Origin of the sequence: Glycomyces niveus, from assembly GCF_017592475.1 — a bacterium.
GTDB lineage: Bacteria > Actinomycetota > Actinomycetes > Mycobacteriales > Micromonosporaceae > Glycomyces > Glycomyces niveus.
Genome location: NZ_JAGFNP010000014.1, coordinates 109529 through 132159 on the forward strand (window position 1 = coordinate 109529; position 22631 = coordinate 132159).

At 70.5% G+C, this 22631-nt stretch carries 21 protein-coding genes and 1 tRNA gene; 11 read left to right on the forward strand and 11 right to left on the reverse strand.

Annotation, left to right across the window (positions count from 1 at the left end; translation table 11 throughout):
• Nucleotides 1–2: 2 nt before the first annotated feature.
• Nucleotides 3–2204 (reverse strand): SF1B family DNA helicase RecD2, encoded by a 2202-nt coding sequence (gene recD2 / locus J5V16_RS21105; protein WP_208498958.1) that lies wholly within the window; start codon nt 2202–2204, stop codon nt 3–5.
• Between the two features lie 84 nt (nt 2205–2288).
• A complete protein-coding gene (locus tag J5V16_RS21110) occupies nt 2289–3821 on the reverse strand; it encodes an alanine/glycine:cation symporter family protein (protein ID WP_208498959.1) in 1533 nt (510 codons plus the stop codon).
• A 106-nt stretch (nt 3822–3927) separates the two neighbouring features.
• Here J5V16_RS21110 and J5V16_RS21115 point away from each other — a divergent pair, with 106 nt between their 5' ends.
• Nucleotides 3928–4620 carry an exonuclease domain-containing protein gene (locus tag J5V16_RS21115; RefSeq protein ID WP_208498960.1) on the forward strand — a complete coding sequence of 231 codons (693 nt, stop codon included), beginning with the start codon at nt 3928–3930 and terminating at the stop codon, nt 4618–4620.
• A gap of 189 nt (nt 4621–4809) precedes the next feature.
• Here J5V16_RS21115 and J5V16_RS21120 read toward each other — a convergent pair whose 3' ends face one another.
• Complete coding sequence (locus J5V16_RS21120; RefSeq protein WP_208498961.1) at nt 4810–5526, reverse strand: copper chaperone PCu(A)C; 717 nt, start codon at nt 5524–5526, stop codon at nt 4810–4812.
• Between the two features lie 428 nt (nt 5527–5954).
• Here J5V16_RS21120 and J5V16_RS21125 point away from each other — a divergent pair, with 428 nt between their 5' ends.
• The 4 genes from J5V16_RS21125 to J5V16_RS21140 all read left to right on the forward strand — a co-directional run bounded on the left by J5V16_RS21125 (nt 5955) and on the right by J5V16_RS21140 (nt 9058).
• On the forward strand, nt 5955–6452 hold the full coding sequence (locus J5V16_RS21125) for a CarD family transcriptional regulator (RefSeq protein WP_205325932.1): 498 nt from the start codon (nt 5955–5957) through the stop codon (nt 6450–6452).
• Between the two features lie 106 nt (nt 6453–6558).
• A complete protein-coding gene (gene ispF / locus J5V16_RS21130) occupies nt 6559–7017 on the forward strand; it encodes a 2-C-methyl-D-erythritol 2,4-cyclodiphosphate synthase (RefSeq protein ID WP_208499012.1) in 459 nt (152 codons plus the stop codon).
• A gap of 21 nt (nt 7018–7038) precedes the next feature.
• Nucleotides 7039–7908 carry a tetratricopeptide repeat protein gene (locus tag J5V16_RS21135; RefSeq protein ID WP_208498962.1) on the forward strand — a complete coding sequence of 290 codons (870 nt, stop codon included), beginning with the start codon at nt 7039–7041 and terminating at the stop codon, nt 7906–7908.
• A 55-nt stretch (nt 7909–7963) separates the two neighbouring features.
• Nucleotides 7964–9058, forward strand: coding sequence for a fumarylacetoacetate hydrolase family protein (locus J5V16_RS21140; protein ID WP_208498963.1), 1095 nt, complete (start codon nt 7964–7966; stop codon nt 9056–9058).
• Between the two features lie 72 nt (nt 9059–9130).
• Here the strand turns inward: J5V16_RS21140 and J5V16_RS21145 are convergent, their stop codons facing one another.
• Both J5V16_RS21145 and J5V16_RS21150 read right to left on the reverse strand, forming a co-directional pair.
• Nucleotides 9131–9613 (reverse strand): RidA family protein, encoded by a 483-nt coding sequence (locus tag J5V16_RS21145; RefSeq protein ID WP_208498964.1) that lies wholly within the window; start codon nt 9611–9613, stop codon nt 9131–9133.
• A gap of 2 nt (nt 9614–9615) precedes the next feature.
• On the reverse strand, nt 9616–9774 hold the full coding sequence (locus J5V16_RS21150) for a hypothetical protein (protein WP_208498965.1): 159 nt from the start codon (nt 9772–9774) through the stop codon (nt 9616–9618).
• Between the two features lie 124 nt (nt 9775–9898).
• Between J5V16_RS21150 and J5V16_RS21155 the strand changes: the two genes are divergently transcribed.
• The 3 genes from J5V16_RS21155 to J5V16_RS21165 are packed head-to-tail and all read left to right on the forward strand — an operon-like array spanning nt 9899 to nt 12589.
• The gene (locus J5V16_RS21155; protein ID WP_208498966.1) at nt 9899–10489 is read left to right on the forward strand and encodes an Rv0361 family membrane protein; all 591 of its coding nucleotides are present in this window, start codon (nt 9899–9901) and stop codon (nt 10487–10489) included.
• Between the two features lie 14 nt (nt 10490–10503).
• Entirely contained in the window at nt 10504–11472 is a 969-nt protein-coding gene (locus tag J5V16_RS21160) for an ArsA-related P-loop ATPase (RefSeq protein WP_208498967.1), read from the forward strand.
• Nucleotides 11465–12589: an ArsA family ATPase gene (locus J5V16_RS21165; RefSeq protein WP_208498968.1), complete on the forward strand. Its 1125-nt coding sequence runs from the start codon at nt 11465–11467 to the stop codon at nt 12587–12589. Before J5V16_RS21160 ends, J5V16_RS21165 begins: the two co-directional genes overlap by 8 nt.
• Nucleotides 12590–12679: 90 nt before the next feature.
• Here J5V16_RS21165 and J5V16_RS21170 read toward each other — a convergent pair whose 3' ends face one another.
• On the reverse strand, nt 12680–13006 hold the full coding sequence (locus J5V16_RS21170; protein WP_208498969.1) for a WhiB family transcriptional regulator: 327 nt from the start codon (nt 13004–13006) through the stop codon (nt 12680–12682).
• A 344-nt stretch (nt 13007–13350) separates the two neighbouring features.
• Between J5V16_RS21170 and J5V16_RS21175 the strand changes: the two genes are divergently transcribed.
• On the forward strand, nt 13351–15810 hold the full coding sequence (locus tag J5V16_RS21175; protein WP_208498970.1) for a transglycosylase domain-containing protein: 2460 nt from the start codon (nt 13351–13353) through the stop codon (nt 15808–15810).
• Between the two features lie 68 nt (nt 15811–15878).
• On the opposite strand, the gene J5V16_RS21180 is transcribed toward J5V16_RS21175, so the two are convergent.
• The 3 genes from J5V16_RS21180 to J5V16_RS21190 form a co-directional block, all read right to left on the reverse strand.
• Nucleotides 15879–16730 carry an ABC transporter ATP-binding protein gene (locus J5V16_RS21180; RefSeq protein ID WP_307793037.1) on the reverse strand — a complete coding sequence of 284 codons (852 nt, stop codon included), beginning with the start codon at nt 16728–16730 and terminating at the stop codon, nt 15879–15881.
• A 53-nt stretch (nt 16731–16783) separates the two neighbouring features.
• Complete coding sequence (locus J5V16_RS21185; RefSeq protein ID WP_307793038.1) at nt 16784–17722, reverse strand: endonuclease/exonuclease/phosphatase family protein; 939 nt, start codon at nt 17720–17722, stop codon at nt 16784–16786.
• A 169-nt stretch (nt 17723–17891) separates the two neighbouring features.
• On the reverse strand, nt 17892–18302 hold the full coding sequence (locus tag J5V16_RS21190) for a RidA family protein (protein WP_208498972.1): 411 nt from the start codon (nt 18300–18302) through the stop codon (nt 17892–17894).
• 81 nt (nt 18303–18383) lie between these two features.
• On the opposite strand from J5V16_RS21190, the gene J5V16_RS21195 reads away from it, so the two are divergent.
• Nucleotides 18384–18761 (forward strand): winged helix-turn-helix transcriptional regulator, encoded by a 378-nt coding sequence (locus J5V16_RS21195; RefSeq protein ID WP_208498973.1) that lies wholly within the window; start codon nt 18384–18386, stop codon nt 18759–18761.
• An 812-nt stretch (nt 18762–19573) separates the two neighbouring features.
• Here the strand turns inward: J5V16_RS21195 and J5V16_RS21200 are convergent.
• A tRNA-Ser gene (locus J5V16_RS21200) sits at nt 19574–19664 on the reverse strand.
• Nucleotides 19665–19771: 107 nt separating this feature from the next.
• Here J5V16_RS21200 and deoD point away from each other — a divergent pair.
• A complete protein-coding gene (deoD, locus tag J5V16_RS21205) occupies nt 19772–20479 on the forward strand; it encodes a purine-nucleoside phosphorylase (protein ID WP_208498974.1) in 708 nt (235 codons plus the stop codon).
• Nucleotides 20480–20520: 41 nt separating this feature from the next.
• Here the strand turns inward: deoD and J5V16_RS21210 are convergent, their stop codons facing one another.
• Nucleotides 20521–22599 carry an acyltransferase family protein gene (locus J5V16_RS21210; protein ID WP_208498975.1) on the reverse strand — a complete coding sequence of 693 codons (2079 nt, stop codon included), beginning with the start codon at nt 22597–22599 and terminating at the stop codon, nt 20521–20523.
• Nucleotides 22600–22631: the final 32 nt, after the last annotated feature.

Below are 22631 nucleotides of genomic sequence, written 5' to 3' on the forward strand. Positions count from 1 at the left end.
CTTCAGCCCGCGAGGCGGTGCGTGAGGCCCGTGTGGCGCTTCCCGGTCCCCTTGGTGCGCACGGCGACCGCGAGGGCCTGCTTGGAGCCGACGAGGACCACGAGGCGCTTCGCGCGGGTGATCGCGGTGTAGATCAGGTTGCGCTGCAGCATGGTCCACGCGCTCGTGGTCACCGGGACGACGACCGCGGGGTACTCGGAGCCCTGCGAGCGGTGCACGGTGATCGCGTAGGCGTGCACGAGCTCGTCGAGTTCGGCGAACTCGTACTCGACCTCCTCGTCCTCGTCGGTGCGCACGGTCAAGGTCTGGGCGACCGCGTCGATGGCCTGGACGAGCCCCACGGTGCCGTTGAAGACCCCGGCCTTGCCCTTCGCGTAGTTGTTGCGGATCTGGATGACCTTGTCGCCCAGACGGAAGACGCGGCCGCCGTGGCGGCGCTCGGGCAGGCCGTCCTTCGCGGGCGTGAGCGCCTCCTGCAGGCGCGCGTTGAGGTTCCCGGCGCCGGGCCCGCCGCGGTGCATGGGGGCGAGGACCTGGACGTCCCGCACCGGGTGGATGCCGAAGCGGCCCGGGATGCGGCGGGCGACGATGTCCACGACCCGGTCGGCGACCTGCTCGTTGTCGTCGCACGCGAACCAGAAGAAGTCGGGGTAGCCGTCGAGCTGCGGCAGCTGACCCTGGTTCACCTTGTGGGCGTTGGCGACCACGCCCGATTCGGCGGCCTGCCGGAAGATCCGGGTGAGGCGCACGCGCGGGATCGCGGGGGCGGCGAGGAGGTCGCGCAGGACCTCGCCGGCGCCGACGCTCGGCAGCTGGTCCACGTCGCCGACGAGCAGCAGGTGCGCGCCCGGCGGGACGGCTTTGACGAGCTTGTTCGCGAGGATCGTGTCGAGCATCGACGACTCGTCGACGACGAGCAGGTCCACGTCGAGGGGGTTGTCGCGGTCGTAGGCGGCGTCGCCGCCGGGCCGCAGCTCGAGCATCCGGTGCAGGGTGCGGGCCTCGAACCCGGTGAGCTCGGCGAGGCGCTTCGCGGCGCGGCCGGTGGGGGCCGCGAGCATGACCTTGGCGCCCTTCGCCTTCGCGAGCGCCACGATCGAGGAGACGGTGAAGCTCTTGCCGCAGCCGGGACCGCCGGTCAGGACCGCCACCTTCTCCGTGAGCGCGAGCCGCACGGCCTCGGCCTGCTCGGGCGCGAGTTCGGCTTCGGTGCGGCGCGCGAGCCACGCGAAGGCCTTGTCCCAGTCGACGGCCGCGAACGCCTCGAGCCGGTCCTCGCCCGCGCCCAGGAGCGCGGTGAGCCCGGCCGCGAGGCCGCGTTCGGCGTGGAAGAACGGCGCGAGGTAGCGGGCGGGCACGGTCGAGTCGCCGGCGGGCACGTCTTCGGCGATCACATGCTCGCGGTCGGCGGCGAGCTCGTCGAGCGCCCGGGCGACCGGACCGGGTTCGAGGCCGAGGAGTTCGACCGTGTCGGCCACGAGGTTCGGGGCGGGCAGGAAGCAGTGCCCGGCGTCCGAGGCCTGCGAGAGCGTGTACTGCAGGGCCGCCTTGATCCGCTCGGGGGCGTCGTGGGGGATGCCGACGGCGCGGGCGATCGAGTCGGCGGTCTTGAACCCGATGCCCCACACCTCGTTCGCGAGGCGGTACGGCTCGTTCTTGACCACGCCGATCGCGGCGTCCCCGTACTGCTTGTAGACGCGCACGGCGAGCGACGTGGAGACCTCCACGGACTGGAGGAAGACCATGACCTCCTTGATCGCTCGCTGCTCCTCCCAGGCGGCCGCGATCGCCTTGGTGCGCTTGGGGCCGAGGCCGGGGACCTCGGCGAGGCGGGCGGCGTCCGCGTCGATCACCGCGAGGGTCTCGACGCCGAAGTGGGCGACGATCTTCTCGGCGGTCTTGGGCCCGACCCCTTTGATGAGGCCGGAGCCGAGGTACCGCTCGATGCCCTGGACGGTCGCCGGGAGCACGGTCCGGTAGGACCAGACCTCGAACTGGCGGCCGTACTTCGGGTGGCTCGACCACCGGCCCGTGAGCGCCAGCGACTCGCCGACCTGCGCGCCCAGGAGCGGGCCGACGATCGTGACGAGGTCGCCGCCGCCGCGCGCCGGGCTGGCGCGGGCGATCGTGTAGCCGGTCTCCTCGTTCGCGTACGTGACGCGCTCGAGGACCGCCGCCAGTTCCGTGCCTTGGGGTTCCGCCATGGGGACACGGTAGAGGGCGGGTGCGTCACCGGTCCGGCCGAAGCGTTCGAACCGTTGACGCGCCCGCCCTCAGACGCCTCCCGGCTAGTCGAGTACCAGTTGGCGGGTGGCCGCGGGCGGGTCGTCCGTGGCGTCCTCGACGGCGTTCGTCGGCAGCAGGCGCCAGTCGGGGCGCGCGAAGAACTCCTGCGTCTCGCGGTACACCAGCGGCGTCAGCATCATCAGGCCGATGAGGTTCGGCAGCGCCATGAGCCCGTTCGCGATGTCCGACAGGCCCCACAGCAGGTCGAGGCTGGTCACGGCGCCCAGGTAGGAGACGAGGACGTACACGATCCGGTAAGGCCAGATGAGCGCCCGGCCCGTGTACCGCTCGAGGCACTTCTCGCCGTAGTAGGACCAGCCGATGATCGTCGAGAACGCGAACGTGGCGAGGCCGATGGCGACGATGAACCCGCCGATCGCGCCGCCGGTCGTGCCGGCGCCGCCGAGGCCCTCTTCGAACGCGAGGCGGGTGAGCGCCGAGGAGGTGACGAGCTCGCCGTTCTCGTCGACGGTGCCGAGCACGCCGGTGACGACGATGACCAGGCCCGTCATGGTGACCACGATGATCGTGTCGATGAACGTCTGCGTCATCGACACCATCGCCTGCCGCACCGGCTGGTCGGTCTTCGCGGCGGCGGCCGCGAACCCGCCCGTGCCCAGGCCCGACTCGTTCGAGAAGATCCCGCGCGCGAACCCGATCTGGATCGTCAGCATGATCGCCGAACCGGTGAACCCGCCGACCGCCGCGCCGCCGGTGAAGGCCTGCTCGAAGACCGTGACGAGCGCCGTACCGAGCACGTCCCAGTTGAGGGCGAGCACCACGAGCGCGCCGGCCACGTAGAACACGATCATGAAGGGCACCAGGGCGGCCGAGACGTGCCCGATCCACTTGATGCCGCCGAGGATCGTCACGGCGGTGCAGACGAAGATCACGAGGCCGGTGAGCTGCGGGGTCCACCAGGAGTCGGCGGCGAGCTGCGCGTCGATCGCGCTCGTGACGTTCCCGGACTGCACCGCGTTGCCGATGCCGAAGCTCGCGATGACGCCGAACAGGGCGAACAGGAACGCGAGGACCTTGCCGATGGGGCCGGGGATGCCGTCCGACAGGTACCGCTGCGGGCCGCCGGACTGCTCGCCCTGCCGGTTCACGGTCCGGAACTTGACGCCGAGCAGCGCCTCGGAGTACTTGGTGGCCATGCCGAGGAAGCCGGTCACCCACATCCAGAACAGCGCGCCCGGGCCGCCGATCGCGATCGCCGCGCCCACGCCGCCGATGTTGCCGACGCCCACCGTGGCGGCGAGCGCCACCGAGAGCGCCTGGTAGTGGCTGAGGTCCCCTTCGGACCCGCTGTTCTCCTTGCGTTTGAACAGGGCCAGCCAGAGCGCGTAGCCAAGGCGGCGGAACTGGATGCCCCGGAGCTGGATCGTGAAGATCAGCCCGACCCCGAAGAGGGTGAAGACGAGCAGCGGGCCCCACACCACGGCGCCCACGTCGGCGATCGCCGACCCGTACTTCTCGTTCAGGCCGTCCGCCCACGACTGGATCGCATCCGTCACCGGGTCAAGGAAGTCCATGAAGTCCACATGCTCCTTTCAGGGGAGGAATGCGCGGAAGGTCGGGGTGCTCCCGCGCCCGCAGAGCATATAGGGGATTGTCTGACCCTCCCGGTACGGTGTCGCCATGAGCGAACGATGGTTTGAAGGCCCCCTCTTGGGATTCGACACCGAGACGACCGGCGTCGCGGTCGACCGCGACCGGATCGTCCAGGCGGCCTTGGTGAGCGGTCCGCAGCCGGGCGTCGAGACGGCGCGCACGTGGCTGATCGACCCCGGCGTGCCGATCCCCCCGGGCGCCACCCGCGTCCACGGCATCACCGACGAGCGGGTGCAGGCCGAAGGGCTCGCGCCCGCCGCGGCCCTGGCCGAGGTCGCGGCGGCGCTGCGCGCGGCCGTGGACAACGAGGTGCCGGTGGTGGCGTTCCGAGCCGGGTTCGACTGCACGCTGCTGTCGTTCGAGCTGGAGCGGCACGGCATCGAGCAGCCCGACTGGGCGCGCATGGCGGTCGTGGACCCGTCGGTGCTCGACAAACGGGTGGACAAGTACCGCAAGGGCAAGCGGACCCTCGGGGTGACGGCCGCGCATTACGGGGTGCCGCACTCGGAGGCCCACTCGGCGGCCGGCGACGCGATCGCCACGGTCGCCCTGGCGCGCGCGATCGGCACGATGTACCCGGAGGTCGGGGCGATCACCCCCGGCGAGCTCCATGCCGCGCAGGTGCGCTGGCACGCGGAGGACGCGGCGAGCCTCGAGGCGTTCTTCCGCCGCAAGGGCCGGGACGAGGCGGTGGAGCGCCGCTGGCCCCTGTGCCGCTGAGCCGCGGTTCGCGGGATGCGGCGTGCTCCCGTCCACAAGCCCCCACCCACCACAAGAGGGGAAGATAAGGTCTGCGGCGATCGTGGCAGCCGGGTCCGACAGAAAACCGCCCCGAACGACGACTGCGGGCCCCGATTCACTGGATCGGGGCCCGCAGTGCGAGTTCGGTTCGCGTACCTGGCGGCGCGCTTAGTGGCCTTCGGCTTCGCCCTCGGGCTCGTAGTACTCGCGCTCTTCGGGCGCGAGCGCCTGGCCCACCGGCAGGCTCGCCGGGACGGAGGTGCCGTCGGCGAAGTGGAACACCACGTCGAGGGTGTCGCCCGGGCGGAGTTCCTCGCTGAGGTTCTCGATGAGGAAGTAGGAGCCGGATTCGGCGCCCTGGTCGAGTCGCACGTAGTCGGCCGGGGCGATGACGATCGGCTCGTAGGCCTCCTCGCCGTCGAGCTCGTCGACCGCGGGGGCCTCGGAGGTCGCGCCGTCGGCCGGAGCGCTCGTCTCCTCCGTGGACTCGCCGGTGGTCTCGTCCGACTCCGGGGACTCGCTCGCGCCCTCGCGCGCCGCTTCCATGGCCTCGGCGGCCTGGGCGGCGGGGTCGACGAACGTCACCGTGCCGGCGGTGGTCTCGATGCTCTCGAGGCTGATCTCGGTCTCGCCCTCGTTGCCGATCCACAGCCGCAGGGCCGCGTCGTCGCCGGCCGCGTAGCCCTCGGCGGAGGTGAACTCGACCTGGAGGTCGCGCAGCGCGATGTCGCCGTCGTCGATGTTGACCCCGGCGATCGCGCTCTGCTTGACCTCGGTCTGAGACCCCAGACTCGCGCCGCACGCGGACAGAGCGGTCGCAGCGGCCCCCGCGATAGCGATGGCGGCCGCGCGGCGAACCGTCGCCGTGCTGATTCCCCTGACCACTGCTGGTCCTCCCTGAGTTCCGACAGGCATGCTGACGACAGCGTAGACGACGAGCCCTCATCGTTTCCCTTGGCCGGGCGGCAGGCGAGCCCTGGATCTCACCCGGAGCTTCCCGTCCGCCTTTTTCCTTGCGCCGCAACGCAACTCACCTCGAAAACGATCATCGCGGCAGGTAGTCGCGACGCGAGATCGGACGCGGGGGCGCGGCCGGGCACCACTGAGGAGCCGCCCGGCGGGCCGCCGGGAGGGGCCGGACACGAAAGAGGGACGCAGGCCTCATTTGTCTCCTCTGCTCGCCGCCCGAGAGCCCAAGGTGCCGTAGAGTAATCAGTCACATACCAATTGACCAGGGAATTCGCGGCGATCCGCTGTCGGGGAAACCCCCGATCCCGTGTTAAGCTGGACACAGCGAAAGGGGTTTCGATCCTATGGGTTTTAGTGTCGGCGAGACCGTTGTCTACCCCCACCACGGGGCCGCACTCGTTGAAGCTGTAGAGACTCGCACCATCGGCGGTATCGAACAGGAATACCTCGTGCTGCGTGTCGAGCAGGGTGACCTCACGGTCAAGGTTCCAGCAAAGAACGTCGAGCTCGTCGGCGTCCGGGAAGTCGTCGGCGCCGAGGGCCTCGAAGAGGTCTTCGAGGTGCTGCGCGCCCCCCACACCGAGGAGCCCACCAACTGGTCGCGGCGTTACAAGGCCAATGTCGAGAAGCTCGCGTCCGGTTCTCCGCTGAAGATAGCAGAGGTCGTCCGCGACCTGTGGCGGCGCGACCGCGAGCGCGGACTCTCCGCCGGGGAGAAGCGCATGCTCTCCAAGGCCCGCGAGATCCTCACCGGCGAGATCGCCCTCGCCGAGGACTGCGTGAAGGACGAGGCCGACAACATCCTCGACAAGGTCCTGCTCTCGGAGGCCCCGGTCAAGTAGCCGGCCCCCGCAGCACCGCTTCAACGTGAGCAACGACAGCTTCGAGCACACCACGGACTCCCGCGACCGCGCCAGCGCGACCCCGAGTCCCCATACGCCCTTCGTCATCGGGCACGGCAGCGACGTGCACCGCTTCGACGAGGGCCAGCCATGCCGCCTCGCCTGCCTCTCCTGGCCCGGCGAGGCGGGTCTGGCCGGGCACTCCGACGGTGACGTGGCCGCACACGCGGCCTGCGACGCCTTGCTCTCCGCCGCCGGTCTCGGCGATCTCGGCGCGAACTTCGGCACTTCCCGTCCCGAATGGGCCGGCGCCTCCGGTGCCGCGCTCCTGGGCGAGTCCGCGCGCCGCGTGCGCGCCGCCGGATGGGCGATCGGGAACGTGTCCGTGCAGGTCATCGGCAACCGGCCCAAGATCGGCCCGCGCCGGGCCGAGGCCGAGTCCGCGATGGGCGAGGCGATCGGCGCGCCGGTGCGCCTCTCCGCGACCACCACTGACGGCCTGGGCTTCACCGGACGAGGCGAGGGTCTCGCCGCGACCGCGGTAGCGTTGCTGTACCAGCAGTGACCGCCGTTCGGAAGTTATCCCATGGACGCAGACCCCACCCGCCGCTCCGTCGCGGAGTACGTGCAGCGCGCCGAGATGCTGTACGAGCTCGGCCAAGTCGAGGACGCCCGCGCCGAAGTCGACGCCGCCCTGCGGGTCGACCCCCTCGACCCCGACGCGAACGCCATGGCCGCCGCCTGCGCGCTCGCCGTGCACGACCCCGACGAGGCCCTGACGTACGCGGGCGCGGCGCTCGCGCACAAGCCCGAGCATTCGCGGGCGATGATCACCCGCGGGTACGCGCTCGCCGACACCGGGCGGCGCGACGAAGCCCTGCAGGCCGCCGCGAGCATGCTCGACCTCGACCGGGCGTCGTGGCGGCACCACGTGCACTACGCGCTCATCACCCGCCGGGCGGGCGCGGCCCAGCCCGCGCTCGACGCCGCGTGGAACGCGGTGAACCTCGCTCCCGACCAGCCGCGCACGCATCTGGTGCTCGCGGCGATCGCCGAGAGCCTGGAGATGAACGACCTCGCGAAGCGGTCCCGGCAGGCCGCCGAGGACCTCGAGCCCGAACGCGCCGCCGAGACCGAACGCGCCGTGGGAGCCGACGAGCTCCTGCAGCGCCTCGACCCGGGCGGCCGCGTGCCCCCGGAGGCCCGCCGCATGCCGCGCAAATGGGTCGACGCCGACCCGGCCGACCCCGCGTGGCGCGGCAAGATCTACGGCCCCGGGCTCTTCCGCGGCGCGCTCGGCCGCTCCATCCTGCTCGGCCTCGCCGTCGTCTTCGCGGTCCCGGCCGTGCTCGGGTCTGAGATCGACGCCGGGGCGCGGCTGTTCTTCGCGGTCGTCGCGGTCGCGGCGTGGGTGGGATGGTTCACAGTTCTGCGTAGGCACCGCAACCCCGAGTGACCTTTCGCGCGGGGCGCTCGTTAGTCCTTCACCACGATCTTTGGAGGACGAGCTAGTGACGACCTGCTGGGTTCCCGGGGCCGACGAGAGCCCCTACAACATCCACAATCTCCCGTTCGGGGTCTTCTCGACCGCGGAGGAGACGCTGCCGCGGATCGGCGTGCGCATCGGCGACCAGATCCTCGACATGCACAAGGCCGTGCTCTCGGGCGACTGCCAGACCTGCGCGGCGTGCACCGCGCTGCGCGACCCCGCGCTCAACCGGCTCCTCTCGCTCGGCAAGTCCGCGTGGAAGCAGATCCGGACCCAGGCGCAGGAGGCGCTCACCGAGGCGAGCATCCAGGAGATCGCGAGCAACTGGCTGACCCCGCTCAGCGAGGCGGTGATGCACGCGCCGCTGCTGGTGACCGACTACGTCGACTTCACGATGCGCGCGCCCGAAGCCGCCCGCCTCCACCCGCGCGCCTCCAACGGCCGGGCCTCGACGATCATTCCCTCCGGAATGGACTTGGTGCGGCCCGCGGGGCACCGCCGGGGCGAGGACGGGCAGCCCGTGTTCGGGCCGACCCGGGCGCTCGACATCGAGGCCGAGGTCGGGTTCCTCGTCGGCGGGGAGACCGAGCTGGGGCGGCCGGTGTCGCCGGACGCGTTCGAGGACCACGTGTTCGGCGCGGTCCTGCTCAACGACTGGACCGCCCGCGACTTCGCGGAGCTCGAGACCGACGGGCTCGGCCCGTTCGCGTCGAAGTCGTTCGCGACCTCGATGAGCGCGTGGGTGACCCCGATCGAGGCGCTCAACGCCGCCCGCACCGCCGCGCCGGAGCCGCGCTCGGACATGGCGTCCTACCTGAAGGAGTCGGACCGGTACGGGTTCGACCTGCACTTGAACATCGAGGTGAACGGCGTGGCGGTCGCCGGGGCGGACTTCGCGGAGTCGTACTGGACGCCCGCGCAGCAGCTGGCGCAGCTCACCTCGGGCGGCGCGCTCCTGCGCGCGGGCCTGCTGTACGGCTCGGGCGAGGCCGTCACCGGCCGGTTCAACCTGGAGAACGGCGACACGGTGAAGGTCACCGCGACCGCGCCGGGCCCGCGCGGCACCACGATCGCGCTCGGCGAGGTCGAGGCCCGCGTCCTGCCGTCCATCACCTGACCGGCCCCGCGTTCGGCCCGGAACGCGAACCGGCCGGTACCGCGCGGTGCGGTACCGGCCGGGGAAGCCTGGTCAGACGAGGACGGTCTTGGCGCTCGGGGCGAGCTCCGCGATGAGCTCGACCTCGACGGGGGCGCCCAGCGGCAGTTCGGCCACGCCGACCGCGCTGCGCGCGTGCGTCCCGGCCTCGCCGAAGACCTCGCCGAGGAGTTCGGACGCGCCGTTGAGCACCTTCGGCTGGCCGGTGAACCCGGGGGCCGAGGCGACGAAGCCGACGACCTTCACGATCCGCACGACCTCGTCGAGCGGCGCGATCGACGCGACCGCGGCCAGCGCGTTCAAAGCGCAGATCCGGGCCAGGTCGTAGCCCTGCTCGGGGTCGATCTCGGCGCCGACCTTCCCGGCGGCGACGAGCGCGCCGTCGACCATCGGCAGCTGCCCCGAGGTGTACACGTAGTCCCCCGAGCGCACGGCGGGCCGGTAGGCGGCGAGCGGCGGCACGACCGTCGGCAGCGTCAGCCCCAGGCGCGCGAGCGCCTTGTCCACATCGGTCACCGCTACTGCTCCTTCTTGCGCTTGAAGTACGCCACGAGCTGCTCCGAGTTCTGTCCGGGCACGACGGCGACCAGTTCCCAGCCCTCGTCGCCGAAGTTGTCGAGGATCATCTTCGTGTTGTGGATCAGCAGCGGCGCGGTGAGGTACTCCCATTTCTCCATGCGCCCACAGTACGGCGTCTTGATCCGGCGGCGTCGCACCGCTACGCTCAGAGTGCGTCGCCTCCCCCGAAGTCCTTACGGTGCGCCGTCTCGGGCCGCACCAGTCGAACCAGGGAGTGTTCCCGTGTCGTCTGACACCAGTGCGCCGTCCTCCGAAACCGCGCCCCATGACGATCAGTCCGGCAGTGCCGCCGAGCGGTCCGGTGCCGCGGCGCCGCCTGAGATCCCCGAGCAGCGGGCCGCCAGGGCCGGGCACGGCCGGCACGCGCCGCCGCGCGACAAGTCCGGCCGGTGGTGGCCGTGGCTCATCGCGGCCGCCGTCGCGGCGTTCTGCGTCGCGCTCGTCCTCGGCGCGATGCGCCTGTTCGTGGACGTCGGCGACGTCACCGACTCGCCCGAGCACACCGTGGACGCGTTCCTGGAGGCGCTGCTGCACGAGCGCGACGCCGAGGCGGCCGCCGCGTGGCTGTGCGCGGACAAGGCCGACCGGGACCTGAGCGAGGCGGTCGCGGCCCTGTCCTTCACGGACCGGCCGGGCGAGTTCGCGTGGGACGGCGTCGCCGAGACCGGCCGGTCGGTCGGGGCGGCCACGGTCGAGGCGGAGATCCGCGTCGGCGAGGCCGGGGCGATCGCAGAGCCCGCGACATGGGTGTTCTCGCTCGTCGCCGAAGAGGGCGAGCCGCAATGGCTCATATGCGGGATCACCGCGGCCTGACTAGACTCCGATGAATGACTGCCTCAGCGCTCCCGGTGCCGCGACTGCACATCGTGACCGGGAAGGGCGGCACGGGGAAGACCTCGGTCGCGGCCGCGCTGGCGCTGGCCCTGGCCGGCGCCGGGCGGCGGGTGCTCCTGGTGGAGGTCGAAGGGCGGCAGGGGATCGCGCCGCTGTTCGACGCGCCGTCGCTGGGTTACGAGGAGCGGCATCTGGCCGCGGGCCTGGACGGCGGGGAGGTGTTCGGGCAGTCGGTGGACGCCGACGAGGCGCTGCTGGACTACCTGACGATGTTCTACCGGCTGGGTTCGGCGGGGAAGGCGCTGCAGAAGTTCGGGGCGATCGACTTCGCGACGACGATCGCGCCGGGCCTGCGGGACATCCTGCTCACGGGCAAGCTCAAGGAGGCGGTGTCGCGCACCGAGTCGGGCCGGATGGCCTATGACGCGGTGGTGCTGGACGCGCCGCCGACGGGCCGGGTGGTGAAGTTCCTGAACGTGACGGTGGAGAGCGGGCGGCTGGCGAAGACCGGGCCGATCGGGAAGCACTCGCGGTCGGTGGCGCGGATGCTGCACTCGTCGCTGACGGCGGTGCACGTGGTGACGACGCCGGCGGCGATGCCGGTGCAGGAGAGCGTGGACGCGTACCGGGAGCTCATGGCCGCGGACCTCCCGGTGGGGCACCTGGTGCTGAATAAGGTCGCGGGCGCGAAGGCCGTGGAGGTCGACCCGGAGGCGATCGCGGCCGGGCTCGCTCGCGCGGGCGTTGGCCCCGACGCCGCGCTCGTGGCGGGCCTGGTGGAGGAGTACGCGGCGGCGAAGGCGGAGATCGAGGCGGTGGACGGGTACCGGGACCGGCTCGAGCGGTTGGGCCGCCCGGTGGAGGAGCTGCCGCTGCTGCCCGAGGGGGTGGACCTGTCGGGGCTGTACCAGCTCGCGCGGGTGCTGCGTCCGGGCGTGTCGGGGGAGCGGCGCCATGGCTGAGGTGCGGGGACTGTTCGTGGACGCGCTGCTCAAAGACGCGGGCAAGCATGTGATCGTGTGCTGCGGTTCGGGCGGGGTCGGCAAGACGACGACGGCGGCGGCGCTGGCGCTGCGGGCGGCGGAGGTGCACGGGCGGCGCACGGTGGTGCTGACGATCGATCCGGCCCGGCGGCTGGCGCAGTCGCTGGGGATGGAGGCGCTCGACAACGTCCCGAGGCGGGTCGAGGGGGTGCGCGGCGGGTCGCTGGACGCGATGATGCTCGACATGAAGCGCACGTTCGACGAGGTCGTGGCGTCGCATACGACGCCGGAGCGGGCGGCGGAGATCTTCGCGAACCCGTTCTACCAGGCGGTGTCGTCGACGTTCTCGGGCACGCAGGAGTACATGGCGATGGAGAAGCTCGGGCAGCTGCGCGCCACGGGCGAGTGGGACCTCATCGTGCTGGACACGCCGCCGTCGCGGTCGGCGCTGGACTTCCTGGACGCGCCGGCGCGGCTCGCGCGGCTGCTCGACGGCCGGGTGATCCGGCTGCTGTCGGCGTCGACGCCTGGCGCGCGGCGGTCGATGCTGTCGCTCATGGGCGCGAGCGCGGCGGTGTTCACGCGCGTGTTCAACAAGGTTCTCGGCGGGCACCTGCTGACGGACGTCGCCGAGTTCACGGCGAGCCTGGAGGACACGTTCGGGGGCTTCCGCAAGCGCGCGGAGGCGACGTTCGCGGCTTTGCAGGACGACCAGACGTCGTTCCTGGTGATCGCGGCGCCGGAGCCGGCGGCGGTGGGCGAGGCGGTGTACTTCACGCGGCGGCTCACGGAGGAGCGGATGCCGCTCGACGGGATGGTCCTGAACCGGTTGACGCCGGTGGCGGCGGAGCTGACGGCGGAGCGGGCGCTGGGTGCGGCTGCGGCCCTTGAGGAGTCGGACGCGGACGACCCGGTCGCGGCGGTGCTGCGGACGCACGCGGACCTGGCGCGGCGGCGGGCGGCCGAGGAGCGGGTGGCGGCCCGGTACGCGGCGGCGTGCCCGGGGGTGCCGCAGCGGTGGGTGCCGTCGCTGGGGGTCGAGGTCGTGGACCTGGACGATCTGCGCGCGTTCGGCGAGGCGGCCGCGGGCGCCTGAGCGCGGCGGTGCCCCGGAACAGCAGTCGCGCCCGGACGGTGGTGCCGTCCAGGCGCGGTGCTCATGCCTTTCGGTGAGAGGCTTCGCCGGTCAGAAGTTGACGTCGACCGGTATCCGGCGCCGGCTGCCCTTGCGGGCGCTGCGCTGCTCCTCCTCGAGTGCGACCTCGAAGACCGCCCGCCAGGAGCGGACGTCCGCGTGCCTGCGCAGCAGTGCCCTCCGCTCCCGCTCGGTCATGCCTCCCCAGACGCCGAACTCGATGCGGTTATCGAGCGCGTCGGCGAGGCATTCGAGCCGTACCGGACAGCCGCGGCACACTTTCTTCGCGTTGTTCTGCTCTGCTCCTTGCACGAACAGGGCGTCAGGATCACCTTCCTGACATAGCGCCCTGGTCGTCCAGTCGATCAGCAGTCCCATCCGCATGACCTCCCCGTGAGATCTTTCCCCTTCATACCCCCCGACGACTACATTCGAGTGACCTCTCGATCACGCAATGTGGCCGTCAGAACGGACCTTACACCTCTCGTAAGGGTTTGACTACTCTCCGAGACGAAAATCGGACTCCGTGGGACGGCTTCACCCCTACGGTTCATTACGCGATGGCAGTTCGCGATAATAACGATTCCGATACGAGCGCATCTCTCCTTTCGGATTGCGGCGTATCAATTGCGGGCATACATGTCGCCTCGCATGCGGGCCACCCCATCCACATACGGATGCTGCCGTGCCGCACTTCCCGACGTTCGTTCTAATCTGAGGCGGTGGAGACCTTGAAACGCGACCGGAGTCCCCTGAGGGACGGCATCGCGCTGCTGATCTGCGGTGTGCTCGCCGGTGTGCTCGCGGCCGCGGCCGCCTTCCCCCTCGTCGGACTGGGCGGCCTCGTTGCCGAGAACAGCGTCGACTCGTTCGAGTCGCTGCCGACGGAACTCACCAAACCCACGCTGCCGCAGACGACCTATGTGTACGCCTCCGATGGCGAGACGCTGATCACCTCCTTCTACGAGGAGAACCGGCGCGAGGTCTCCCTCGACGAGGTCTCCCCGGTCATGATCGACGCGCTCCTGGCGGCCGAGGACTCGAAGTTCTACGAGCACAACGGGGTCGACTGGGCCGGGATCATCCGGGCCGCCGTGGCGAACCAGGGCGGCGACTCCCAGGGGGCGTCGACCCTCACCATGCAGTTCGTACGCAATACCCTGATCTACTCGGCTTCAACCATCGACGAAGTGATCGCCGCATCCGAGGACACGTACGAGCGCAAGCTCCGAGAAGCCCGGTACGCCATGGGGATCGAAGAGACAATGTCCAAAGAGGAGATCCTCGAGGGCTACCTGAACGTGATCTACCTCGGCAACCAGGCCTACGGGGTCCACGCCGGCTCCTACACGTACTTCAACAAGCCGCCGAACGAGCTCACCGCGGCCGAGGCCGCGACGCTCGCGTCGCTGCCGAAGTTCCCCTCCTACGCCGACGGCCTCCTCGACGGCGAGGGCGACGACACCCAGATCGTCGACCGCCGCAACTGGATCCTCGACCGCATGGTCGGCCTGGGCACCCTCACCCAGGCCGAAGCCGACGAGGCCAAGGCCCAGCCGCTCGGCCTGAACCCGCGCCCAGTCCGCAGCGAATGCGTCGACGTCGCCACCCCCAACTGGGGCTTCTTCTGCGACTACTTCAAGGAGTGGTGGGGGAACCAGGAGGCCTTCGGCGAGACCGAGCGCGACCGCCTGAGCCTGCTCAAGCGCGGCGGCTTCAAGATCGTCACCAGTCTCGACGCCGAACTGCAGAACAAGGCCACCGAGGAGCTCGCCGACGAGGTCGGCGTCGACATCCCCGAAGCGCTCGGCTCGGTCACGATCACGCCCGGCACCGGGCACGTGCGGGCCATGGCCGTCAACCGCGAATACAGCCTCGACCAGACCGAGAACGGTCCGCGCAGCGACGGCGACGACTCCAAGCCCTCGAACTACCCGGCCACGACCATCCCGCTGCTCAGCGGCAGCGAAGAGGTCAACGGCTATCCGGGCGGCTCGACGTTCAAGATGTTCACCATGCTTGCGGCCCTTGACAAGGGCTATCCCCTGGAGACCCGCATCCCCTCGCCGGGCAGGTACGCCTCCCAGTACCTCATGAGCGGGTCCTCGCTCAGCGAGTCCGAGTCGGACTGCCAGCCGTTCACGCGCGACGGCGAGCAGTGGGCGCACTGGTGCCCCACGAACGACGGCGACTGGTCCTCGGCGCCGCTGAACATGTGGGGCATGTTCGGCCGCTCCTCCAACACCGCGTTCGTGCGGCTCCAAGAGATGGTCAGCGTCAGCGCCGCCTACGAGGCGGCCGTCGCCTCCGGCGTCGACTTCTACAACTCGCCGCTGAACAAAGCGTACGAGGACGGCACCATGGACGAGTCCCAGGGCACCTTCACCCTCGGCCTCCACTCGACGACGCCGCTCGAGATGGCCGAGTCGTACGCCACGGTCGCCGCCGGAGGCGTCCACTGCGAGCCGCTCCCGGTCATGAAGGTGATCGGCTCGGACGGGAAGGAACTGCCCGACGCCGCTGCGCCGCAATGCAACCAGGCGTTCCCCGAGGAGGTCGCGTACGCGGCCGTCAGCGCCGGCCGCTGCGTCGTGGGCCAGAACGCCGACGGCACCCAGTGCTCGGGCACCGGCACCGCCGCCAGGTACACCGGCGACTTCGGGCGGCCGCTGTTCGGCAAGACCGGCACGGCCGACTCGAACCGGTCCTACTGGTTCATCGGCTCGACCCCGAACGCCACCACCGCGACGTTCGTCGGCGACCCCGACGCGACGCACCGCAGCAACGTGGCGACCTCCTCCTTGAAGGACTCGGTGAAGTCCGCCGGCGTCGCCATCCTCAAGGACGCCGTGAGCGGCCTCGACGAGGCGAACTTCCCCAAGCCCACCAACGACATGGTCAACGGCAAGAACCTCGTCTCCATCCCGTCGATCGACTGCATGGACCCCGACGACGCCCGCTCGCGCGTCGCCGGCGCCGGGTTCGAAGCCTCGATCGCCAGCGGCCAGTACGACTCCGACTGCAAAGAGGGCGAAGCGTTCTCGACCACGCCGACCGGTTCGGCCCCGAAGGGCGCGCCGGTGTACATCCTCGTCTCGAACGGCTCCGACTACAAGGAAGAGGAGAAGCCCGGCGAGGGCGAGTCGCCCGGTCCCGGCGAGACGCCGCCCGGCCGTGACTGAGCCGTAAGCGAACTGCGGGCCCGCGCCTTCCGGCGCGGGCCCGCAGTCCTTTTGGGAGGAAGGAAGGCTCAGGTGGCCTTGGGCATCACGAGGGTGCCCGCGGCCGCGGCGGAGACGGCGTGGTCGTCGTGGAGGTGGTTGCCCTCACGCAGTTGGCCGTCGCGGATGGTGACGGCGCGCAACGCGCGCTCGGCCACCTCGTGGTCGTGCGTGATGATGAGGATCGTCAGCCCCTCGTCGTGCAGCTCGTCCAATGTGGCCATGATGGAGTCGGCGGTCTTGGAGTCGAGGTTGCCGGTGGGCTCATCGCACAGCAGCAGGCTGGGCCCGGCCGCGAGGGCGCGGGCGATGGCAACGCGCTGGCGCTCGCCGCCCGAGAGGGTGGTGGGGAGCGCGTCGAGGCGGTGGGAGAGGCCGACGAGCTCGAGCTTCTCGCGAGCGATCTGGCGCCGCTTGCGCTTCGGGATCCCTTGGTAGACCAGGGACATGGCGACGTTCTCGGTCGCGGTGCGGTGGGCCATGAGGTGGAAGGACTGGAAGATGAACCCGATCTTCTCGGCGCGCAGCTGGGTGCGGTGCGCCTCCTTCATGGTGGAGGTGTCGCGGCCGTCGAGCCGGTAGGTGCCGGCGGTGGGGGCGTCGAGGAGGCCGAGCAGGTTCAGGAGGGTGGACTTGCCCGAGCCGGAGGGGCCGACGATGGCGACGTACTCGCCTTCGTCGATGCGCAGGTCGACGGGTTTGAGGGCCTCGACGGGCGGCGGGCCGGGGTAGGTCATGCCGACGCCCTCGAGCTCGATGAGGGCCTTGCCCGCAGCGGCGGGGTCGTTGACGCGCGCGAAGACCGCGGTGTCGTCGGCGGGGCCGCCCGCGGCGCCGCCGCTGACGGTCGGCAGGATCATGGTCGCGTCGTCTTCGGTCACGTCTCCAAGACGCCCGGACGCCCGCGGGTGGTTGCACGCGGGCGCCCCGGTTCCTACGAGAACGCGAAGTCGGCCATGACGGGGCGGTGGTCGGAAGCGGTCGCGTCCATGACGTCCGAGCCGGTGGCCTCGAGGCCGCGGTACAGGACCTGGTCGATCCGCGCCATCGGGGTGTCGGCGGGCCAGGTGAACCCGAAGCCCTTCCCGGCGTCGGCCTGCGCCGAGTGGAGCTGGTAGGTGATGGGCGCGAGGGCGCGGTCCTGCGAGGTGCCGTTGAGGTCCCCGGCGAGGACGACCCGCTCGAGCTGCTCGTCGGCGATGGCCTCGCCGAGGAGGAGCGCGGTCTCGTTGCGCTGCGCGGAGGTGAACCCCTCGGTGTTGACGCGGACCGAGAGCAGGTGCGCGACATAGAAGGCGACGGGCTCGCCGTCGATCTCGATCGCGGCGCGGAAGGCCCGGGCCCAGCCGAGGTCGAGGTCGACTTCGTTGGAGTCGAGGACGGGGTGGGCGGACCAGAGGGCGACGGTGCCGTAGGAGACCGAGTACTCGTACCGCTCGTCGAGGACCTCGCTCCAGGCGTGCCGCTGCTCCTCGGTGAGCTCGACGAGGACGAGGACGTCCGGTTCGGCGGCGAGGAGGGACGCGGCCGTGCCCGCGGTGTCGGCGTTCTCGGCGTTGACATTGTGGGCGACGACGCGGAAGTCGCCCTCGCCGACGTGCTTGTCGGGGATGAGCGCGGCGTACATCTGGAACCAGACGAGGCCGGGCAGGAGCGCGCACACGATCGCGAGGGGCCGGCGGCGGATCGCGGCGAGGATGACGAAGACGGGGACGGCGAGGCCGAACCAGGGCAGGAACGTCTCGATGAGGCTGCCGAGGTTGAACCAGCGGTTGGGGATGAACCGGTGGAGGAGCAGGACCGCGGCGAGGAGCAGCGAGAGGACGATGAGGGTCCCGCTGAAGAGCTTTCCGGCCGTCGAGGATCGGCTCACCTGCCCGCCTTTCTGTGAGCGGCGCGGTCGCGCCGGGCGCGCCGCCGGCGGGCGGCGCGGTTCCGACAGGTTAGCCGCCCGTGCCCAGAAACGGCGAATGCCGGGCCTGTGAAGACAAGCCCGGCATTCCCGACGTTGGCGGTGGCGGTGGGATTTGAACCCACCGCGGTCAATCGAGGGTTGCGAAGGCCTCGACTTCGACGAGCACATCGGGTTCGAACAGGTAGTCGACGCCGATGAGCGACACCGGCGGCAGCGGCTGCGGGAGGCCGAGCTCGCCGGCGACGCGGTGGATGCCGGCCATGAAGTCGTCGATCTTCTCCGGGCTCCAATCGGTGACGAAGAACCGGAGGCGGACGACATCGGCGAAGCCGGCGCCGGCCCCCGCGAGGCCGCGGGCGGTGTTGCGCAGGGCCTGCGCGACCTGGCCGGTGAGGTCGCCGGGTGCGACGGGATTGGCCTCGGCGTCGCGCGCGATCTGACCGGCCACATGCACCTGGCGGGTACCGGTGCCGATCGCGACGTGGTGGTAAGGAACGGGCTGCATCATGCCCTCGGGGGTCAGCAGCTGCACTGCCATGGGAGGTCCCTTCGTTGAGTCGACGGTAAGTACCCCAGATATACCTGGTTTACGAAGGGAACTTCAACTATACTAGGTGTCATGACCGAAACCGCCCACCCCGCGTCCGATGCCCCCCAGCTCACCGCGGAACATCGCGAGCTGCTCGACCAGGTGCTCGACAAGTGGTCGCTGCAGGTGCTCGATCGGTTGTGCGGCAAGCCTTCGCGCTTCAACGAACTGCGTCGGGCGATCCCGGTCGTGACCCAGAAGTCGCTCACGGCCACCCTGCGGCGCCTCGAGCGCAACGGCATGGTCGAGAGGGTGGTCGTGAACACACGACCCGTCACCGTCGAATACCGCATCACCCCACTCGGCAACACGCTTCAGGAACTCGTCGACGCGCTCCTGTACTGGACCACCGAGAACATGCCCGCCGTCCATCGCGCCCGCTCCCAGTTCGACGACCAGGCGCAGTGAGACGCTCGGTCACGAACGACAGGGTGAGATGAAGCCCGCTCGTCTTCTATAAATCACATGATATGAACTAAATATATGATCGAGTGTCCTTTGTCTGCTATGAACAGATTCGTTTCAAGCAACCTCTGTACTGACACTGATTTCCTTCCGGACGACAGAATTGGAGGTATCCAATGACGGAGGGACTTCGGAATCAGCGGTGGCGAAGGGTCATTCCACTGCTCGCCTCAACAGCGACCGTGGGCATTCTCGCCGCCTGGATGATGTCGTACCCAAATGGCGCCCAATCCCAGACCGCTCCGGTCGGACTGGGGACAGCCGCCTGACGCCCCGACAACCGACGCCCCGACCACGGATGTCCCGACAACCCGAGTCGGAAGGGACACGCAGCCCGGCGCCATCGTCCACCACTCTCGCAGGACAACGAGGTGAAAGATCCCCAGCACGCTGCCCACCGGCGCCGCGCAGTTCTGGGTCGCCAACAACGGCGGGGAAAGCAGCAAGTTCGAGCTCATGATCCAGTAGTCCTCAGCGCTGCCCAAGACGACGACCGGTTCGCCGGCTCATGTGGCTCTTTCCGGCAGCGGGCCGGCCGATCCCACCGATCGACCGGCCCTTCAATGTCCCGCCCAAATCCTGGCGACGAGCGGGAGCGATCACTCCGAGAAGCCGGAAAGCCCCCGTGGGGAACGCGTGGGGAACGGTGGGGAATTCCATCTTGAGCAGCCCGGATGTATCCGGAGCCCCAGGTCAACGGGCAAAGAAAAATCCCAGTTCATCGGCCCTCTCGGGCGTCTGAACTGGGATTACGTTGGCGGTGGCGGTGGGATTTGAACCCACGGTGCGGGGTTACCGCACACTCGCTTTCGAGGCGAGCTCCTTCGGCCGCTCGGACACGCCACCGCGGAGAACACTACCGGACCGCGACCTCGTCCGTGAGACCGGGTTCGGCGATCCAGCTCACAGCCGGTCTCCGCAAATTCATGGGATGTTTATGAGAAGCTGGCGTCATGACTGCACACATCTCCGCCAAGCCGGGCGACATCGCCGAGAGCGTCCTCCTGCCCGGGGACCCGCTGCGCGCGAAGTGGATCGCCGAGCACTTCCTCACCGACGCGACCTGCTACACCGAGGTCCGGAACATGTTCGGCTACACCGGCACCTACAAGGGCAAGCGCGTGTCCGTGCAGGGCACCGGGATGGGCCAGCCGTCGGCGTCGATCTACACGCACGAGCTGCTGGACGTCTACGGCGTCACGACCGTGGTGCGCGTCGGCTCGGCGGGCGCGATCCACGACGACATCGAACTGCGCGACGTCGTCGCCGGGATCGGCGCCTCCACCAACTCCTCCATGAACCGCATCCGCTTCAACGGCATCGTCGACTACGCCCCCGTCGCCGACTTCGGGCTCCTGCGCGGCGCCGTCGACGCCGCCGCCGCGCGCGGCATCAACCTGCACGTCGGCCAGTTGTACTCCTCGGACACGTTCTACACCGACGCCCCCGACGTCGAGGCGAAGCTCGCCGACTACGGCATCCTCGCCATCGAGATGGAAGCCGCCGCGATCTACACGCTCGCCGCGAAGTTCAAGGCGCGCGCGCTGGCGCTGTGCACCATCTCCGACCACATCCTCAAGGGCACGGAGCTGCCCGCGGCCGACCGGCAGGAGTCGTTCTCCGAGATGGTCGAGATCGCGCTGGACGCCGTCACCGCGTAAGGCTTTCGCAAGGCCCGGCTCGCGCGAGCCGGGCCTTCCGGCTATCCGGCGGCGGGCTCGGCGAGGGCGGCGGCGAGTTCGGCTTCGAGGTAGGGGCCGAGGGTCGCGGCGTACGTGTTGGTGAGGTGGGCGTCGTCGCGGTAGACGAGGACGTTGCCGACGACGGGAGGGCAGGTGTCGGGCTCGCAGATGTAGTCGGTGAGGTCCGCTTTCCGGACGCCCGCGGGGACCTCCAGTGCCTCGAACGCGCCCTCGTCGTAGTAGGAGGCGCGGTCGACGGTGCATTCGCTCCCGTTGGGGCCGTTGAGGTCCACGCACAGCGGGATGTCGAAGCGGGGGCTCGGGGTGTCGCGCAGGGCGACCACGGCGGCACCGGTCGCGAGCAGCTGCTCGTACCGGTCGGTGTAGTCGGGGAAGGTCTCGTAGGCCTCGTAGCCGACGCGGGAGCCGTAGGTGAGGACCAGGTCGGGGGCGAGGCGGCCGATCTCGGCGACGACGGCGTCGTTCCAGGCGGCGCAGGAGCGGTACCGCTCCTCGCCGAGGGCTTCCTGGCCGGTCTCGATGATGCACGCGTTCTTGGTGTACGCGATGACGTGCCAGTCCCGGGACTCAGCGGCGGCGAGGACCGCGGGGAGCCACTGCCAGATCTTGGAGCCGCCGTACATGACCACCGTGGCCTCGGCGTCGGCTTCATCTTTCCCGAAATCGCACCGGATCGGCTCGTAGCCTTCCATGGTCTGGTTGCAGCGGCCGGAGAGCGCCGGGTCGTAGTCCCGGGCGGCGTCCAGTGTGGAGGGCGTGAAGTCGGCTTCGGGGACGTCGAGGTCCGCGGCGAGGGCGGCCGCGCCCGGGTAGAGGGAGGTGTCGGCGGCGGCCGCGGCGAGGCGGTCGCGCTCGTACGCGATGTACCCGGTGAGGGCCCCGTAGGAGGCGAGGACGAGCGCGAGGGCGGCCGCGCCGAGCGCGAACGCGCCGCGCACCGTCCGCTGGCCGAGACCCGTTGCGGGGAGCCGCAGTTCGAGCGCCCAGCGGGTCGCCCACGCGAGCGCGGTCGATACGGCGAGGAGGCCGAGTCCGCCGAGGAGCGTGGCGGTGTCGCGGCCGGTGGCGGTGAGGTAGCAGACCAGGACCGGCCAGTGCCAGAGGTAGAGCGTGTAGGAGAGGTCGCCGAGCCACTGCACGGGCCGCGTGTTCAGCAGCCGCCCGGCGCCGCCGCCGGGGCTGAGCGAGGCGGCGACGACGACCGCGCACGCGCCGCCGACGGGCCAGAGGGCGGCGAGGCCGGGGAACTGGGTGCTCTCGAGCACGAACCCGGCGCCGAGGAGGACGGCGACGCCCGCCCAGCCGAGGAGGGCCGCCGTCCACTGCGGGCCCGGCGTGTCGCGTCCGGCGAACCGCTCGCGCAGGCGCGGGAGGGCGACGGCGAGGAGGCCGCCGGCCGCGAACTGCCACAGGCGGGCGCGCAGGTCGAAGTACGCGAACGCCTGGTTCTCGGCGGTCTCCCACAGCGCGAACGCGAACGAGGCCGCGAAGACGAGCGCGAGCGCGCCGGCGAGGACGCGGGCGCGGCTCCAGCGGGCGCGGGCGGCGAGCCAGGCACTGGCGGCGATGAGGAGCGGCCAGAGGACGTAGAACTGGGCCTGGACGCCCATGGACCAGTAGTGCTGGACGATGCTCGCGCCGTTGTTGGAGGAGAGGTAGTCGACGGAGTGGAGCGCGAGGTTCCAGTTGCCGTAGTAGAGGGCGGAGGCGAGGATGTCGCCGAGCTGCTGGTGCCAGGTGGCGCGCGGCAGCCAGAGGGCGGTCATGAGGACGGCGGCTGCGGCGACGACGAGCGCGGGCGGGAAGATGCGGCGCACGATGCGGGCCGCGAACGCGAGCGGGCGGACCGAGCCGGTGCGCTCGACGGAGCGGAGGAGGCTCGCGGTGATGAAGAAACCCGAGAGCAGCAGGAACACGTCGACGCCGCCGGAGACGCGGTCGAACCAGACGTGGTAGACCGCGATCACGACGATGGCGAGGCCGCGGAGGCCGTCGATCTCGCGCAGGCGCGGCGGCTTCGCGGCGGCGGGTGCGGGAGCGGTGGTCGGGGCGGCGCTGGTGCTCGCGGGGCTGCTCATCGAACTCCGGGGTGGCGGCGCGCTGGGGGCAC